Here is a 15,935-nt window from a genome sequence, read left to right on the forward strand (position 1 = left end):
GCCCTTCGTGCGCGTTCGCGACGCCTTTCTCAGCCGACATGCTTCCCGCCATGCAGCGCAAACTCGAACTCGACAATTCTCCCGCGCTGAGCGCGCCGCTGCGCTTTTTCGCAAGCGCGCCGCTCTTCGCGATCGCCGCGGCCGGCGTGCTGCTGTGGGCGGGACCGGACGCGTTCGCGTCGCGCTGGTCGCCGTATGCGCTCGCGCTCACGCACCTCGTCGCGCTCGGCATGCTCGCGTCGACGATGATCGGCGCGATGATCCAGATCATGTCGGTCGCGACGGGCATTCGGATTGCGTCGCCCGTCGCAAGCGCGACCGCGATCCACGCGTGCCTGGTGCTCGGCACGCTGCTGCTCGCGGCCGCGTTCGCGTGCCGGGCCCCCGCGCTGTTCGCCCCTGCCGCGCTGCTGCTCGGCGCCGCGTTCCTGGGGTTCCTGCTCGTCTGCGCGATCGGCTTCGCGCGGCACCGGCGACGCATGCCCGCCGGCGCCGCGAGCGTGCTGCGCACCGTGCGCATCGCGCTGCTCGCGCTTGCGGCCACCGTCGCGCTCGGCACATCGCTTGCGTTCGCGCTCGGCGGGCATCTACCCTTCTTCTCGATCGATCTCGTCGATCTGCACGCGGCCTGGGGGCTCGCCGGATGGGTCGGGCTACTGACGATCGGCATCTCATTTCAGTTGATTCCGATGTTTCAGGCCACCGAGCCCTATCCGCGCATCGTCACGCGCTGGCTGGGTCCATGCGTGTTCGCGTGGCTCGTTGCGGCGTCGATCGTCGCCGTCGGATCGGCCGGCCGCTTCGGTTTCGTGGCCGGCGTGATTCGCGTCGCGCTATACGTGACGTACGCGGCGTACGCCACGCTCACGTTTTACCTGCTGTGGACCCGCAAGCGCCCCGAAGCCGACACCACGACGCTATTCTGGCGCACCGCGACAGCGAGCGTCGCAGGCGCGAGCGTGCTCTGGATCGTGAACGCAAGCGTCGGCGGCCGCGACGTTGCAATCACGACGGGCGTGTTGCTGACGATCGGCGGCGCATGGTCGGCGATCAACGGCATGCTCTACAAGATCATTCCGTTCCTGCTGTGGTATCACGCGCAAAAGGCGAGCGACACGGCGATCCCCGCCATGCCGAAGGTCAAGGACATGCTGCCGGAGCGCATCGCCCGCAAGCAGTTCTTCGCGCATGTCGTCGCCTTGCTGCTGCTCGTCGCCGCGAGCGTCGCGCCGGGCGCATTCACGCGGCCGGCCGCCGTCGCGCTCGGCGTGTCGGCGGGCTGGCTCGCCGTCAACATGCTCGGCGCATGGCGGCGCTACGCACGGGTCAAGCGACGCGTCGCGTCGTCAGTACTGCATCTCGGAGCGTAGCCGATCGACGTCGGGGATGAAGATGTCGCGGCCGTTGACGACGACAAGCTCGCGCATGCAGAGATCGCGCAGCACGCGCGAGAAGTGCTCGGGCGTGAGATTCAGCCGCGACGCGATCGCCTTCTTGCCCGTCTCGAGCCGGATCTGCAGGCCGGATTCCGCGGGTGCGTCGTTCTGCTCGAGCAGATAGCTGATCACGCGCTGCGTGCCCGAGCGCAGCGAATACGTCTCGACGTCGACGACGAGCTGATGCAGCCGCATGCTGAGGCTCGCGAGCATCCTGCGCGCGAACGCCGGGTTGTGATCGAGCTCGTCGGTCACGGCGGACTTCGTCACGTGCAGGAGTAGCGCGTCGGAGAGCGTCTTCGCCGTCACCGCGTACGGCTTGTCCATGAACATCACCGCTTCGCCGAAGCTGTCTCCCGGCCCGAGCAGACGCACGATCTTCTCGATGCCGAGCGGCGAAAACGAGCTCAGCTTGATCTGCCCGTAGACGATCATATGAAAGCCGCCGCACGGGTCGCCCCGGCTGAACACTGTCTGCCCGCGCGACACCTGCGCGCGCATCGTGCCCCGCGCGAGATTGTCGAGCTCGCCGCGCGAAAGCCCGCTGAAGAGCGGCAACCGTGCAAGGAAATCCTGCACCGGAATCTTGCTTTCTTTCATCACGCCACCTTCTAGATCAGCTTCGAATAGGACGCAGCGGCCGGCCGGCCGAGATAGCCGTCGAACACCATGCCGATCGCGCGCACGAACATGCGCCCCTTCGGCGTAACGGCGATCCGGTCCGCTTCGATCGCCAGCAGGCCGGCGTCGCGATAGGGCTCGAGCCGCGCCAGCTCGGGCGCGAAATACTGCGTGAAATCGATGCCGTGCCTGCGGCCGATCGCCGCGAAATCGACGGGCGTGCTGCACATCACCGTCATGATGACTTCGCGCCGCAGCAGATCGTCGGGCGTCAGCGAGAAGCCGCGCTCGATCGGCAGGCGTCCCGCGTCGAGATGGCGGTAATACGTCTTCAGCGAGCGCGTGGACTGGCTGTACGACGCGCCGACCTTGCCGATCGCGGAAACGCCGAAGCCGATCAGGTCGCATTCGGCCTGCGTCGTGTAGCCCTGGAAATTGCGATGGAGGCTGCCCTCGCGCAATGCGTTGCTGAGCTCGTCGCCGGGCTTCGCGAAGTGATCGAGCCCGATGTACACGTATCCGGCGTCGAGCAGCCGCTGCGTCGATTCGATGAAGATGCTCAGCCGGTCCTCGGCGGGCGGCAGCTCCGATTCGACGATCAGGCGCTGCGCCTTGAAACGGCTCGGCAGATGCGCGTAGTTGTACACCGCGATGCGATCGGGCGACAGCCGGATCACCTCGTCGAGCGTGCGCGCGAAACTCGCGGGCGTCTGCCGCGGCAACCCGTAAATCAGGTCGATGTTGACCGATTCGAAGCCGGCCTCGCGGCTCGCGGCGAGCGCGCGCTCGACCATCGGCAGCGGCTGGACCCGGTGCACCGCCTCCTGGACGGACGGGTCGAAATCCTGAACGCCGAAGCTCGTCCGGTTGAAGCCGAGCGACGCGAGCGACTGCAGCGTCCGCTCATTGACCGTGCGCGGATCGATCTCGACGCCGAGCTCCGCTTGCGGCGCGAATTCGAAGTGGCCGCGCAGCGCGCGCATCAGGCGCGCGAGCTCGTCGGTCGCGAAGAACGTCGGCGTGCCGCCGCCGAGATGCAACTGCGTCGTCAGGCGATCGCGGCCGAGATGCCGAGCGACGAGGTCCATCTCGCGGATCAGATAGTCGACGTACGCGTTCGTCCGGCTATGGTCCTGCGTGATGATCTTGTTGCACGCGCAGAAGTAACAGAGCGATTCGCAAAACGGCAGGTGCAGATAGACGGACAGCGGCGGATTGCGCTCGGCCGTCGCGCGTCGCGACAGATATTCGCGGTAGGCGTCTTCGTCGAATGCGTCGGAGAACCGGTCGGCCGTCGGGTACGACGTATAGCGCGGCCCCTGGCGATCGAAGCGCCGGATCAGCGCTTCGGAGATCTGAACGTCCGCGAACGCGGGCGCGGCGTGTTGGGGAGCGGGCGCGGCGGTATCCGCGCCTTCGTTCGTATGCTTCGTGATGTCCATCTGCTTATACCCTGGCATGCCGCGCAAAATGCCGGCGTTTCATTGTCGGGCGTGCAGTGCGAACGGACTTGATGCAAGTCAACCTCCGACGTCGCGCACGTGCCGCTCGCGGCGCGGCGCGCGTATACGCTGAAGGGCTGTTCGCCCGCTACGCGAGCACGAAGCGCCCGACGAGTTGTCCCATGTGCTCGGCCTGCTCGCGCAGCGACGCGCTCGCCGCCGCCGATTCCTCGACGAGCGCCGCGTTACGCTGCGTCACTTCGTCCATCTGCGTGATCGCCGCGTTGACCTGTTCGATCCCTTCGCTTTGCTGCTCGGATGCCTTCGCGATTTCGCTCACGACGGTATCCACGCTGCGAATCGATGCGTTCACGCTGCGAATCGCGTCGTCCGCGCGCCTGAACAGCGACGAGCCGTCGGTCACGTGCCGGATCGATTCGTGAATCAGTTCCTTCACGTCCTTCGCGGCGCTCGCGCTGCGATGCGCGAGCGCGCGCACTTCGCCCGCGACCACCGCGAACCCCTTGCCCTGCTCGCCCGCTCGCGCGGCCTCGACGGCCGCGTTCAGCGCGAGGATGTTGGTCTGGAACGCAATGCCCTCGATCACCGACACGATGTCCGCCATCTTGTTCGAGCTGTCGTGGATCTGCGTCATCAGCGACACCGCATGCCCCACGATCCGGCCTGTGTCGGCCGCGCGCTCGGACGCCTGCGCGCTCAGCGTGCTCGCGTGCGAAGCGTTCGATGCGTTGTGGCGCACCGTCGACGTCAGTTCCTCCATGCTCGCCGCCGTTTCCTCGAGCGACGCCGCCTGCGTTTCGGTGCGGCCCGACAGATCGAGATTGCCCGCCGCGATCTGCTGGCTGCCGACCATCACGGAATCGGCGACGCGCCGCGTCTCGGTCAGCGTCTGCGCCCATACGTCGAGCAGCGCGTTGAAGCCGCGCTTGATGAACGCGAACTCGTCCTTGCCGCTCACCGCGAGGCGCCGGCGCAGATCTCCGTCGCCCACCGCATGCATGCAGGAAGACAATTGCGCGACGTCGTCGTGCGTCGACATCGCGAACGCGACGAACAGATAGAGCGCGCACGCGACGAGCGCGACGCTCAGCGTCATGATCGCGGTCACCTTCATCTGCTCGGCGTGCGCGCGCGCCGCGAGCCGCTCGCGCAACTGCTGCGCGAGCGCGCCATGCGCGCGGTACAGCGCGTCGATCGCATCGCTGCCTTGGCCGAAGTACGTCTTCGCGTCGATCGACGCATCGCCACCCGCGAGCGAGGCCGCCGTGCGCTGAAATGCCGCGACCGCGCCGAGATCGATGCCGCCCGGCGTCTGCGCGCCGCCGCCGGCGCCGCGCGTGCCGTTCACGCGTTCGAGGTGATGCCGAATCACGCTCATCTGCTCGGCCAGGCCGCTCGCGCGCACCGCGAGCTCGCGCTTGTCGGCGTCGCCGAGCGCGCCGCTGCTCAGCGCGGCCGAGCCCTTGCCGCGCAACACGCCGACGGTCTCGGCCGTGCCCGGCAGCACGAACAGCACCGAGTCGATCAGGTGATAGTTCGATGCGTCCGGATCGACACCGAGCTGCGAGGCGACCGCCAGATCCTTCTCGAACAGAAAGATCGAATGGATGACGTCGGTGTGCGAATCGAACAGCGCCGCGGCGGATGTGCCGAGCCCGCCCGTCGCCGCCTTCGCGTACTGGCTCGCGAGCGCGTCGACCGGCGCAACGACATCGAATCGGCCGGTGTCGCGCACCTGCTGCTTCAATGCCGCGACGAGACGCTCCGCGCTCGCGCTCGCCGCGTCGAATTTCCCGCGCATCGCTTCGTTGCCCGCGAGCACCGAAGCGCCCGCGCCGCGCCGCACCTGCACGGCCTTCAACAGATCCTGCGTCGTTTCGAGGATCGAGATGCCGTCGCGTTCGCTTTGCGTCGTCGCATAAGCATGCAACGCGGCGGCGAGCGTCGCGTAGAGCGCCGCAACGAGCGGCACGATGAACAGCGCGGCGAGAATCGCGAGCTTCCTGGGCAACTTCATGCGCGCCATCAAGCGCATTCCAGGTCCAAATATATGCTTGCTCATTCCTGCCCCTTTTCGATGTGATGAGACGACCGTTTCGGCCTCGTTTCCGCCGTATACGGATCGTTCGACCCGACACTTAAGCGAACTTAAGCAAAATCAATCGTCAGACATCGCCATCAAAATCTTCGCCACATCGCGCACGCATGATTCGACGTTCGCGCACGCTGCGTCATTTGTGCGCATCGAACGCGGCGCCTCCGAATTCGTGCGTCGCTGTGCCGCATGCTCGGCAATGCTCGGCTTTCCTGAACATTTCCTGACGCAGATCAAAATCACGCCCGATGTCGGATACCCGCAACGCATTCGATCAAGAATCTCCGTACGCGCGCGACGCATCATCCATGCGGGAGCACCGTGCCACGCGGCCGTTCGTCGGTGGACCGGCCGGCTCGTTCGCCGCCGCCGCGGCATCGCGACCCGCGGTCGCGCACGAGCGTTGGACCCGCATCGATTCACGCATTAAGATACATACTATATGCATCTTAACCGGAGAGCCAACGTGAAGATCCCGCTCGCGACCCATCAACCTTCTCGGCAGCCCACCGGCCTGCCGGTGCTGCGGCTCGGGTTCAGGCCGTTTTATCTCGGCGGCGCTTATTTCGGGATCGTGTCGATCGCGCTCTGGCTCGCGTCGCTGCACGGGTTTCCAGTGGCCGGCCGGTCGCCCGCGATGAGCGGCCTTGCGTGGCATGTCCACGAGATGGTGTTCGGGTTCTCGGCCGCGATCGTCGTCGGCTTTCTGCTGACGGCGATCCGAGCATGGACCTCGCGCGATACGCCGCACGGCGCGCAGCTCGCCGCCCTTTGGCTGCTATGGGCGGCGGGACGCCTGCTCGTCTGGGCGGGCCCCGAACCGCTCGCCGCCGCCGTCGACTCCGCGTTCCTGCCGATCACCGCGCTCATCCTGCTGCGCGTGCTGCTCGCCGCACGCAACCATCGCAACGTGTTCCTGACTGTCGCGCTCTTTCTGCTCGGCGCGCTCAACGCGCTCTTTCACTGGTGGGCCACCCACGGACGCCTCGATCTCGCGCTGCAAGCCGCGTATTCGGCCATCGGTCTCGTGTTGCTGTTCGTCGTCGTGATTGCCGGCCGCATCGTGCCGACGTTCACGATGAACGCGATTCCCGGGTTCGCGGTCAAGCGCTGGAAATTCGTCGAGACGCTCGCCGCGCCGGTCACCGTGCTCGCGCTCTGCGCGGATGCGATTGCGCTGCCCGGCGCGCTCGTCGCCGCCGTCGCGTTCGCGGCGGCCGCGCTGCACGCGACGCGCATCGTCGGCTGGCGCTCGTGGCGCGTCGGCGCGCGGCCGATCCTGTGGATCTTGCACGTCGCGTATGCGTGGGTGCCGCTCGGCTTCGCGATGCTCGCGCTCGCCGCGCTCGACGTCGCGCCGCACTCGCTCGCGATTCACGCGCTGACGGTCGGCGTAATCGGCTGCGCGATCGTTGCGATGATCACGCGCACCGCGCTCGGCCATACCGGCCGGCCGCTGCGTGCGGGACCGAACGAAATCGCATGCTATTGGCTGCTGATCGCCGCGACGCTCGTGCGCGTGTTCGGGCCCTGGGTCGCGCCCGACATGACGAGCGTCTGGATCGATGCGGCGGGCGCGTGCTGGGTGGCGGCGTTCGCCGTCTATGCAATGCACTACACGGGCTACCTGACTTCGCCGCGCATCGACGGCAAGGCGGGCTGAACCGGACGCGCGTCACCGTTGGGTTCGCGGCGCACGTGAGACGCGGGCAAGACTGCACGTTTTCGGAAAATACCGCGACGACCGCCGCGTCGCGCCTCGACAGATCATCGCGGAACGCGTTCCCGGATCGAGACGGACTCCGAAATACTTTTTCGCTATCCGCTTGCATCGCGGCATCCGGCGAATCGCCTCGTCACTCGAACGCGTATTTCGTTGCTTGCCATCGCGCGCCGCACCATCACATCGGCTCGGCTCGCGGCACGCGCGGACACGCCGCTGCCTTCGCGTTCGCGCGCACAGCTCGCAAAAACACGACTCGAAGCAGGGTCTCCACGCCTTCGCTTGCGGCCCGCCAAATAGATGCATACCATGTACAACAATTAGGATGATCGACCGATCGCGAGTCGCGCGATGCGCAGCGCTTCGCATCGCACCGTCGTGACCGCCCTGCTCTACACGGATTCGCCCATGCTCAACGTCGCCCCACCCACGCCGCTCGCCCGAGCGCTCGAACAACCCTACCGGCAAGGATTCGTGACCGACATCGAATCCGATGCGCTGCCGCCCGGCCTCGACGAAAACGTCGTTCGCGAGATTTCGCGCCGCAAGCGCGAGCCGGCGTTCCTGCTGGAGTGGCGGCTCGCCGCATTCGAGCGCTGGCTCGCGATGACGCCGCCCGACTGGGGCAAGCTGCGCATCGCGCCGATCGATTTCCAGGCGCAGTCGTACTATTCGGCGCCGAAATCGCTGAAAGACCGGCCGAAGAGCCTCGGCGACGTCGATCCGAAGCTGCTCGAGACTTACGAGAAGCTCAACGTGCCGCTGCACGAGCGCGCCCGGCTCGCCGGCGTCGCGGTCGACGCGGTGTTCGATTCCGTGTCGGTCGGCACGACCTTTCGCGAACAGCTCGCCGAAGCGGGCGTGATTTTCTGCTCGTTCTCGCATGCGGTCGAACACCATCCGGAGCTGATCGAGCGCTATCTCGGCACCGTCGTGCCGCCCGCCGACAACTTCTACGCGGCGCTGAATTCGGCCGTGTTCTCCGACGGCTCGTTCGTCTATGTGCCGCAGGGCGTGCGCTGCCCGATGGAGCTGTCGTCGTACTTCCGGATCAATGCGCGGAACACCGGTCAGTTCGAGCGAACGTTGATCATCGCCGAGCCCGGCAGCCACGTCAGCTATCTCGAAGGCTGCACCGCGCCTCAGCGCGACGAGCATCAACTGCACGCGGCCGTCGTCGAACTCGTCGCGCACGACGACGCGTCCATCAAATATTCGACCGTGCAGAACTGGTATCCGGGCGACGCGAACGGCGTCGGCGGCATCTACAACTTCGTGACGAAGCGCGGGCTGTGTGCGGGCGCGCGCTCGCGCATCGCGTGGACGCAGATCGAAACCGGGTCCGCGATCACGTGGAAATATCCGAGCGTCGTGCTGCACGGAGACGAATCGAGCGGCGAATTCCATTCGATCGCCGTGTCGAATCACTGCCAGCAGGCCGACACCGGCACGAAGATGATCCATCTCGGCCGCAATACGCGCAGCCGAATCGTGTCGAAGGGCATCAGCGCCGGCCGCGCGCAGAACAGCTACCGCGGCCTCGTGCGCGTGGCGCGCACGGCCGAAGGCGCACGCAATCACACGCAGTGCGATTCGCTGCTGATCGGACCGCAGTGCGGCGCGCACACGTTCCCGTACGTCGAGAGCACGCGCGGCGACGCCGTCGTCGAGCACGAAGCGACGACGACGCGCATCTCCGAAGACCGTCTCTTCTATTGCCAGCAACGCGGCATCGATCCGCAGGAGGCGACGGCGCTCATCGTCGGCGGTTTCTGTCAGGCCGTGCTCGAAGCGCTGCCGATGGAATTCGCGCTCGAAGCGAAAGCGCTGCTCGCGGTATCGCTCGAAGGCGCCGTCGGCTGATCCCACACATGAAGAACCGAGGAACCACCATGAATCGATCCGAACCCTTGCTGCAGGTATTCGATCTGAGCGTCGACGTCGCGGAGCGCCGCGTGCTGGAGTCGGTGTCGCTTACCGTGCCGGCGGGCGCGCTCGTCGTGCTGATGGGCGCGAACGGCAGCGGCAAGAGCACGCTCGGCATGACGCTCGCGGGCCACCCGGCCTATCGCGTCGCGCGCGGCCACGCGCGCTTCGACGGGCAGGACCTGCTCGCGATGACGGTGCAGCAGCGCGCGCGCGCCGGCCTGTTCCTGTCGTTCCAGGCGCCGCCCGATATTCCCGGCGTGAAGAACAATCTCTTCGTGCGCACCGCGCTCAATGCGGTGCGCGAAGCGCGCGGCGACACGGCGCTCGACGCCGTCGATTTTCTCGGCGACGCGCGCGCGGCCGCTACGCGCGTCGGCCTGTCCGATTCGATGCTCAACCGTTCGATGAACGAAGGTTTCTCGGGCGGCGAGCGCAAGCGCAACGAGCTGCTGCAACTCGCGCTGCTGCGCCCTCGGCTCGCGATGCTCGACGAGATCGACTCGGGCATGGACGTCGACGGCGTGCGCGCGGCGATCGACCTGATCGGCCGGCTGCGTGAGCGAGGCACCGCGTTCGTGATCGTGTCGCATTACCTGCAGATGATCGAATCGCTCGCGCCCGATACCGTGTTGCTGCTCGATCGCGGGCGCATCGTCGAATCCGGCGATCTCGGTCTGGCGCGGGATATCGCGGCGAAGGGCTTCGTTCGCACGAACGCACTCGCGGAGGCCTGACGCGATGACGACCACCGACACCGAACGGATCGCCGCGCGAGCGCGGCTCTCTGAACGCGGCTGGGTCCCGCGCCGCGCCGAATCGTTTCGCCATCTTCCGCCGCCCGCCGCCGACGCCTGGCTCGGCGACGACGCTCGCCGCGCGCGATCGGCCGCGCCGAACGCGCCGGCGCGCGCCGGCTGGCTGCTCGCGCCCGTCGGCTCCGGCTCGCTCGGGCATGTCGACGCACGCTGGCTGGGCACGGCCGATCCCGCCGAGCGCGCCGCATTGTTCGCGGATCTGCCGACGTCCGGCGAAGGCGACGCCGCGCCGTTCTTCTGGGCGCATCGCGCGCTGTGCGAATCCGGCCTGCGTCTGCGCATCGGCAGCGGTTCGGCGCAATGCCCGCCCCTGATGCTTCAGTTGCGGTTGCAGCCGCACGCGAGCGTCGAAGCGCCGCTCGTCGTGATCGACGTGATGCCCGGCGCGCGCTGCGTGCTGATCGAATCGCACGGGCACGAAGCCGCGGGCCGCAACGGCCCGATCACGCAGAACCTGCGGGCGCATATCCGGCTCGGCGCCGGCGCGTCGCTCTATCATTTGCGCGTCGCGACGCCTCGCGCGCTCGACCGCATCGCGCATCACGTGCACGTGCAGCTCGAGTGCGGCGCGCAATATCGGCAATCGCTGCTCGCGGCGGGCACCGAGTACCACCTGCAACGCACGGTGCTCGATCTGCGCGGCGAGCATGCGCTCGCCCGCGCCTCCGGCGTGCTGTTCGCATCCGCGCACGCGAAGCTCGAACAGCAGATGCGCGCAACGCACGCGGCGCCGCGCACGAAGAGCGCGATCGATTCGCTCGCGCTCGCGAGCGGCAACGCGCAGATCGTCGCAAACGCGTTCTCGTCGATTGCGGCGGGCGCATCGGGTGCCGATCTCCGGCAGCGCCTGAGCGGCATTCCGACGAGCGGCGAACCGCGCGTCGTGCTGCGGCCGCATCTCGAGATCCATCACGACGACGTGCAGGCGGCGCACGGCGCGACGTGGGGCGCATTGCCCGAAGACGCGCTCTTCTACGCATGCCAGCGCGGCCTCGATCGACGCGATGCGCGGGCATTGATCATCGCGGGCATGGCGCGCTCGGCGCTCGCGCGCGGCATCGACGCGCCCGGCATGCTGGAGACGCTCGGCGGCGATACGCTCGTCGCACGCGAGGTCGAACGGCATCTGGCCGAACAGGCGGAAACAACGGCGGCAACGGAGGTTCGCCATGGGTGACATGCTGCGCTCGGCGACGATGGTGAACGCGTTTCCCGCACTCGCGCAGCGCGTCAACGGCGCGCCGCTCGCCTATCTCGACAACGCGGCGACGACGCACATGCCGCGGCCCGTTCTCGACGCGATGCGCCGCTTCGACGAGCGCGATCGCGCCAACATTCACCGCGGCGTCCACACGCTGAGCCAGCGCGCGACCGACGCCTACGAGCGGGCGCGCGACACGCTGACGCGTTTCGTCGGCGGGCGCGCCGATCATCTGCTCGTCTTCACGTCGGGCGCGACCGACGCGCTGAATCTCGTCGCGCACGGCCTGTCGCTCGCGGGCCATACGCGGGCCGTGCTGCAGGAAGGCGACGAGATCGTCGTCAGCGCTCTCGAGCATCATGCGAATCTCGTGCCGTGGCAGATGGCCGCGCGCCGCTGCGGCGCGCGGCTGCGAATCCTGCCCCCGGACCCTGAGGGCCGCCTGCACGTGAAGGATCTCGAACGATTGCTGACGCCGCGCACGCGCGTGTTCTCGGTCACGGCCTGCTCGAACGCGACCGGCGAGCGGCCGCCCTACGAAGCGCTGCTCGCCGCCGCGCACGCGGCAGGCGCGCTGACGGTGCTCGACGCCGCGCAGGCAATGAGTCACGAAGTGCCGGACCTGTCGACGCTCGCGTGCGACTTCGCCGCATTTTCCGGCCACAAGATGTACGGGCCGATGGGCACCGGCGCGCTCGTCGGCCGCCGGGAGGCGCTCGATCGGCTCGTGCCGCTGCGCTTCGGCGGCGATATGGTGAGCTGGGTCGGCGAAACCGACGCGACGTTCGACGCATTGCCCGCGAGGCTCGAAGGCGGCACGCCGAACGTCGCGGGCGCGATCGGAATGGCGGCCGCCGCCGACTATATCGACGAAATCGGCCGAGAGGCGATCGACGCTCACGTGCGCGCGCTGCGCGACCACGCGGCAGCGGGCCTCGCGGCGCTCGACGGCGTGACCGTGCTCGCCGCGCGCACGTCGTCGGCGATCGTGTCGTTCGTCGCCGACGGCGCGCATCCGCACGACATCGGCACGTTGCTCGACGAGCGCGGCGTCGCGTTGCGCACGGGCTATCACTGCGCGCAGCCGCTCCTCGAGCGGCTCGGCTGCGGGCCGACGACACGCGCATCGTTTGCGCTGTACAACACGCACGACGAGGTCGAACGACTCGTGGCCGGCGTCGCGCATGCACTCGAGGTATTGCGATGAATTCGACACTCTCCCTCACTGCGCCCGCCGACGCGCGAAACACGCTCTATCAGGAGCTCGTGGTCGAGCACAAGCGCGCGCCGCGTCACTTCGGCAAGCTCGCCGATCCGACGCACGAGGCGCGTGGGCACAATCCGCAATGCGGCGACGATCTGAAGGTGCAGTTGCGCATCGAAGGCGGCCGGATCGGCGACATCCGCTTCGAAGGCCACGGCTGCGCGATCTGCATCGCGTCCGCGTCGATGATGACCGAGGCCGTGATCGGCCGCGACGTCGAAGCCGCGCGGCAGCTCCAGCAGCGATTCCGCGCGGTGCTCACCGGCCAGGCCGGGCACGACGAGGCCCATCTCGGCAAGCTCGCGAGCCTCGTCGCCGTGCAGCGCTATCCGAGCCGGATCAAATGCGCGCTGCTCGGTTGGCACGCGCTCGCGCACGCGCTCGACACGCGCGCGACCGATGCGTCCGAACACGAGGCGCACGCATCATGAGACGTCCGAAAGAAACGGTCGTCCTGCAACGGCCGGTTGCCGTCGAATGCGTGCCGTCCGGCGCGCCGCTCGACCTGCCCGCGGGCACGGTCGCCGACGTCACGCAGGCGCTCGGCACGAACTTCACGCTCGTCGTCGGCGGCCAAATGGTGCGGCTGCGCGGCGCGGATGCGGACGCGATCGGCCGGCCACCGCCCGACGAGATCGAAGCGCCGGACGGCCCCGTCTCGCACGACGAGGCGCAAGCGTTCGTCTGGCGGACCCTGAAGACCTGTTACGACCCGGAGATTCCAGTCGACATCGTCGAGCTCGGCCTCATCTACGCCTGCATGATCGAGCCCGCCGAGCACGATCGCTTGAAGGTATCGATCAGGATGACACTGACCGCGCCCGGCTGCGGAATGGGAGAAGCGCTCGCCGACGAAGTCGCCGACAAGGTGCTCGCGCTGCCGTTCGTCGGCGAGGTCAACGTGGACATGGTGTTCGATCCGCCGTGGGATCGGTCGCGGATGTCGGAGACGGCGATGCTCGCGCTCGGTCTTTGAAGAAACGGCGCTGCGACGCGGCGAAGCATGAGCCGTCAAAGCCGGCCGAAAGCACCGTGACGCCCGCGCTTGCGGGCGTTTCCTTTCGCGGACGCTGTCCGCGCCGACGTAACGCGGCGCGACATGACGCGACGCGCCGAACATCCGTGCGAACATCCGTGCGGACATCCGGCGAACGACGCCCGCCGCGCATTCCCGCCCGCCGCCGTTCATGCGGAGCGACGCGACGCCAAGCGCGGACACCGCGCCATGTTGCGTCGCGTCGCGTCAAGCCGTGCGATTCAACCGCCGCAGCCGCCGCCCGAGCAGCAGCTGTCGCCCGCATCGTGCCCGAGCGCGCCGTCGCGCTTCGCGATCTGCACGCGCCACTGCGACGGTCCCGCCTCCAGGTACGTCCATTCGAACGAATCGGCCGCGAGTTGCTCCAACTGGTAATAGAGCGGCTTCGGATCGTGATCGTTGATCAGTTGCAGCGCTTCGCCGCCGGGCAACGCGTCGAAGGTGCCGAAGATCAGTGCATGGCGCTTGTGATGAGGAATCCTACGAACGTCGATGATGGATGCGTACTGCTCGCTCATGGCATAGCCCTTGAAAAGGAGAAAGACGCGGCGCGCGACCCGTGTGGAACGCCCGCCACCCGCCGGGAAGTGCCGTCGGCGATTGCCCGGCTTGCAACATGCAGCCGTTAGCTATATAAAGTGCATGTATTGCGCATCTTATAGCGCGCCACCCTCGATAGCAACATTGAATACGCATCTTTTTGCCACGTATGCGACTCTCTGAATACACGGACTACACGCTGCGCGTGCTGATGTATTGCGCGTCGAATCCGGATCGCCTCATCACGATCGCGGAGCTCGCCGAGCGCCACCACGTGTCGAAGAATCACCTGACGAAGATCGTCAACAGCCTCGCGCGCCAAGGCACGCTCGAGACGACGCGCGGCCGGGGCGGCGGCGTGCGTCTCGCGCTACCGCCCGAGCGTATCGGCATCGGCGACGTGATTCGCGCATCCGAAACGGACTTTCGGCTCGTCGAGTGCTTCGACCGGAACACGAATACGTGCATGCTCGCGGCGAAGTGCCGGCTCGAGCGGCTGCTCGACCGCGCCTTGCGCGCATATTTCAAGGAACTGGACGGCGCGACGCTCGCGGATCTCGTCGGCCCGCCACCGAAGAATGGATTGAGCGCGGCCGAGAAGATGCACGAATTCGCGATCGCGATGCCGGCGAAAGCGACCGCGCGAACGCGATGACGGGTTCGCGTTCGAACGCGAACGGGCGCCGCCGCGCGCCCGCTTCTCACGAATGCGGCAGTCGATCGTCGCGCGGCTGAATCGGCCGCGCCCTCTTCCGCAGTCGCTACCGCGCCGCCGCCGGCGCCCGGCCGACAGCGGCGAAGCCGCGTCAGACTTCGGTCCGCTCGTCGAGCATCGCGAAGTTGAGCATCTTCAGGTGGGCGACCATCATCGAGTCCATCGTCCGGACGTGATGATCGAACCAATCCGATACTTCCGCCAGCAGCCGGCGGCCCAGTTCGAACTGCGCGTCGCGCGCGATCTTGTCGCGCACGGACGCCGCCACTTTCAGCACTTCGTCGTGATCGGCCGCATGGCAATACTGCGGCCCGAACTTCGTGCTCGCCATCCAGCGCTCTTCTCGTTCGAAGTGCTGACGGCAGTGATCGATCCAGACGTCGAACGCCTGCAGGAAGTGCGCGTCGTCCGCGCGTGCGGCTGCGTCGAGCAACTGGACGAATTCCGTGTGAACGGCATCGACGAACGGATCGTCGAGCTTCAGCTCGGGCTTCAGGTTGGGTGAAGGATCTTGCATCGGAAAGGCGGTGTAGTTCGTGATTCGATAGGCGACCTGACGGATCGCGTCTTCGAAGGTACATGCCGCCCTCGCCCTTCGCTCGCCGATCTTCGTTCACGTTGATTCAACACAAGCTTTTCGGAGCATACGGCCTCGCCCATGCGCGCAAAGCCGGCGCGCGGCGTGTCGGCTTTCATTTTTCCGCCACTGTCTTTCCAACCCATTTTGGGCCGTGCATCGGGCTCGTCTGAACATGCATCAAGATCTCGCCCCATGCGTTGTTTGCGAATCGTCAACATGCAACCCGCGAAATTCCGCTACATTCCGCCGCCAAAGCGACTGGTTGTCGCATCGAGTGCGACGAATGCGTTTCGGCGTCTCGCTAGGCCTGCTTCATCACAAACTTAGGCAAATTCAATGGTCCGAAGAATAACGAGTAGAGCGTCCGCGATCCTGCGATTAGGACTCGTCGCGGGTCTTTCCGGATGCAGCGAGCTGCACGTGCTCGATCCGAAGGGCGCGATCGGCGCCGCGGAGAAGGCGTTGATCGCCACGTCGACGTGGGCGATGCTGATCGTCGTCGTGCCGGTGATCCTCC

General features: G+C 67.1%; 15 protein-coding genes and 1 pseudogene. 11 read left to right on the top strand and 5 right to left on the bottom strand.

The genetic code is table 11. The features are described from left to right. The first annotated feature begins 50 nt into the window (after positions 1-50). Positions 51-1,370, top strand: coding sequence for a hypothetical protein (locus tag X946_RS18960; protein ID WP_038750721.1), 1,320 nt, complete (start codon positions 51-53; stop codon positions 1,368-1,370). Here X946_RS18960 and X946_RS18965 read toward each other — a convergent pair. The 3 genes from X946_RS18965 to X946_RS18975 form a co-directional block, all read right to left on the bottom strand. Further along, positions 1,347-2,036, bottom strand: a complete 690-nt coding sequence (locus tag X946_RS18965) for a Crp/Fnr family transcriptional regulator (RefSeq protein ID WP_038750724.1) — start codon at positions 2,034-2,036, stop codon at positions 1,347-1,349. The genes X946_RS18960 and X946_RS18965 overlap by 24 nt on opposite strands. Before the next feature lie 11 nt (positions 2,037-2,047). Then, complete coding sequence (hemN, locus tag X946_RS18970) at positions 2,048-3,499, bottom strand: oxygen-independent coproporphyrinogen III oxidase (protein ID WP_038750727.1); 1,452 nt, start codon at positions 3,497-3,499, stop codon at positions 2,048-2,050. Positions 3,500-3,647: 148 nt separating this feature from the next. Then, complete coding sequence (locus X946_RS18975) at positions 3,648-5,582, bottom strand: methyl-accepting chemotaxis protein (protein ID WP_038750730.1); 1,935 nt, start codon at positions 5,580-5,582, stop codon at positions 3,648-3,650. On the opposite strand from X946_RS18975, the gene X946_RS35500 reads away from it, so the two are divergent. The 8 genes from X946_RS35500 to sufT all read left to right on the top strand — a co-directional run bounded on the left by X946_RS35500 (position 5,494) and on the right by sufT (position 13,523). Next, positions 5,494-6,045, top strand: a complete 552-nt coding sequence (locus tag X946_RS35500) for a hypothetical protein (RefSeq protein WP_162483268.1) — start codon at positions 5,494-5,496, stop codon at positions 6,043-6,045. The genes X946_RS18975 and X946_RS35500 overlap by 89 nt on opposite strands. Positions 6,046-6,081: 36 nt before the next feature. Then, positions 6,082-7,278 carry an NnrS family protein gene (locus X946_RS18980; protein ID WP_038750733.1) on the top strand — a complete coding sequence of 399 codons (1,197 nt, stop codon included), beginning with the start codon at positions 6,082-6,084 and terminating at the stop codon, positions 7,276-7,278. Positions 7,279-7,746: 468 nt separating this feature from the next. Next, entirely contained in the window at positions 7,747-9,201 is a 1,455-nt protein-coding gene (sufB, locus tag X946_RS18985; RefSeq protein ID WP_038750772.1) for a Fe-S cluster assembly protein SufB, read from the top strand. 29 nt (positions 9,202-9,230) lie between these two features. After that, positions 9,231-10,001 (top strand): Fe-S cluster assembly ATPase SufC, encoded by a 771-nt coding sequence (sufC, locus tag X946_RS18990; protein WP_038750735.1) that lies wholly within the window; start codon positions 9,231-9,233, stop codon positions 9,999-10,001. Positions 10,002-10,005: 4 nt separating this feature from the next. Further along, on the top strand, positions 10,006-11,259 hold the full coding sequence (locus X946_RS18995) for a SufD family Fe-S cluster assembly protein (protein WP_038750738.1): 1,254 nt from the start codon (positions 10,006-10,008) through the stop codon (positions 11,257-11,259). Beyond that, a complete protein-coding gene (locus tag X946_RS19000) occupies positions 11,252-12,490 on the top strand; it encodes an aminotransferase class V-fold PLP-dependent enzyme (protein ID WP_038750741.1) in 1,239 nt (412 codons plus the stop codon). Before X946_RS18995 ends, X946_RS19000 begins: the two co-directional genes overlap by 8 nt. Continuing rightward, on the top strand, positions 12,487-12,978 hold the full coding sequence (gene sufU / locus X946_RS19005) for a Fe-S cluster assembly sulfur transfer protein SufU (RefSeq protein ID WP_038750744.1): 492 nt from the start codon (positions 12,487-12,489) through the stop codon (positions 12,976-12,978). The genes X946_RS19000 and sufU overlap by 4 nt, the downstream gene beginning before the upstream one ends. Further along, positions 12,975-13,523 carry a putative Fe-S cluster assembly protein SufT gene (sufT, locus tag X946_RS19010; protein WP_038750747.1) on the top strand — a complete coding sequence of 183 codons (549 nt, stop codon included), beginning with the start codon at positions 12,975-12,977 and terminating at the stop codon, positions 13,521-13,523. The genes sufU and sufT overlap by 4 nt, the downstream gene beginning before the upstream one ends. A 281-nt stretch (positions 13,524-13,804) precedes the next feature. On the opposite strand, the gene X946_RS19015 is transcribed toward sufT, so the two are convergent. Next, the gene (locus tag X946_RS19015) at positions 13,805-14,101 is read right to left on the bottom strand and encodes a DUF2249 domain-containing protein (protein ID WP_038750750.1); all 297 of its coding nucleotides are present in this window, start codon (positions 14,099-14,101) and stop codon (positions 13,805-13,807) included. A gap of 191 nt (positions 14,102-14,292) precedes the next feature. Here X946_RS19015 and X946_RS19020 point away from each other — a divergent pair, with 191 nt between their 5' ends. Continuing rightward, positions 14,293-14,778, top strand: a complete 486-nt coding sequence (locus X946_RS19020) for an RrF2 family transcriptional regulator (RefSeq protein ID WP_038750753.1) — start codon at positions 14,293-14,295, stop codon at positions 14,776-14,778. 151 nt (positions 14,779-14,929) lie between these two features. Here the strand turns inward: X946_RS19020 and X946_RS19025 are convergent, their stop codons facing one another. After that, complete coding sequence (locus tag X946_RS19025) at positions 14,930-15,355, bottom strand: bacteriohemerythrin (protein ID WP_038750756.1); 426 nt, start codon at positions 15,353-15,355, stop codon at positions 14,930-14,932. 399 nt (positions 15,356-15,754) lie between these two features. Here X946_RS19025 and X946_RS31660 point away from each other — a divergent pair. Next, positions 15,755-15,935, top strand: a pseudogene (locus tag X946_RS31660) (ubiquinol oxidase subunit II); the annotation flags it as partial.

This window comes from Burkholderia sp. ABCPW 111, assembly GCF_000773065.1.
Lineage (GTDB): Bacteria > Pseudomonadota > Gammaproteobacteria > Burkholderiales > Burkholderiaceae > Burkholderia > Burkholderia savannae.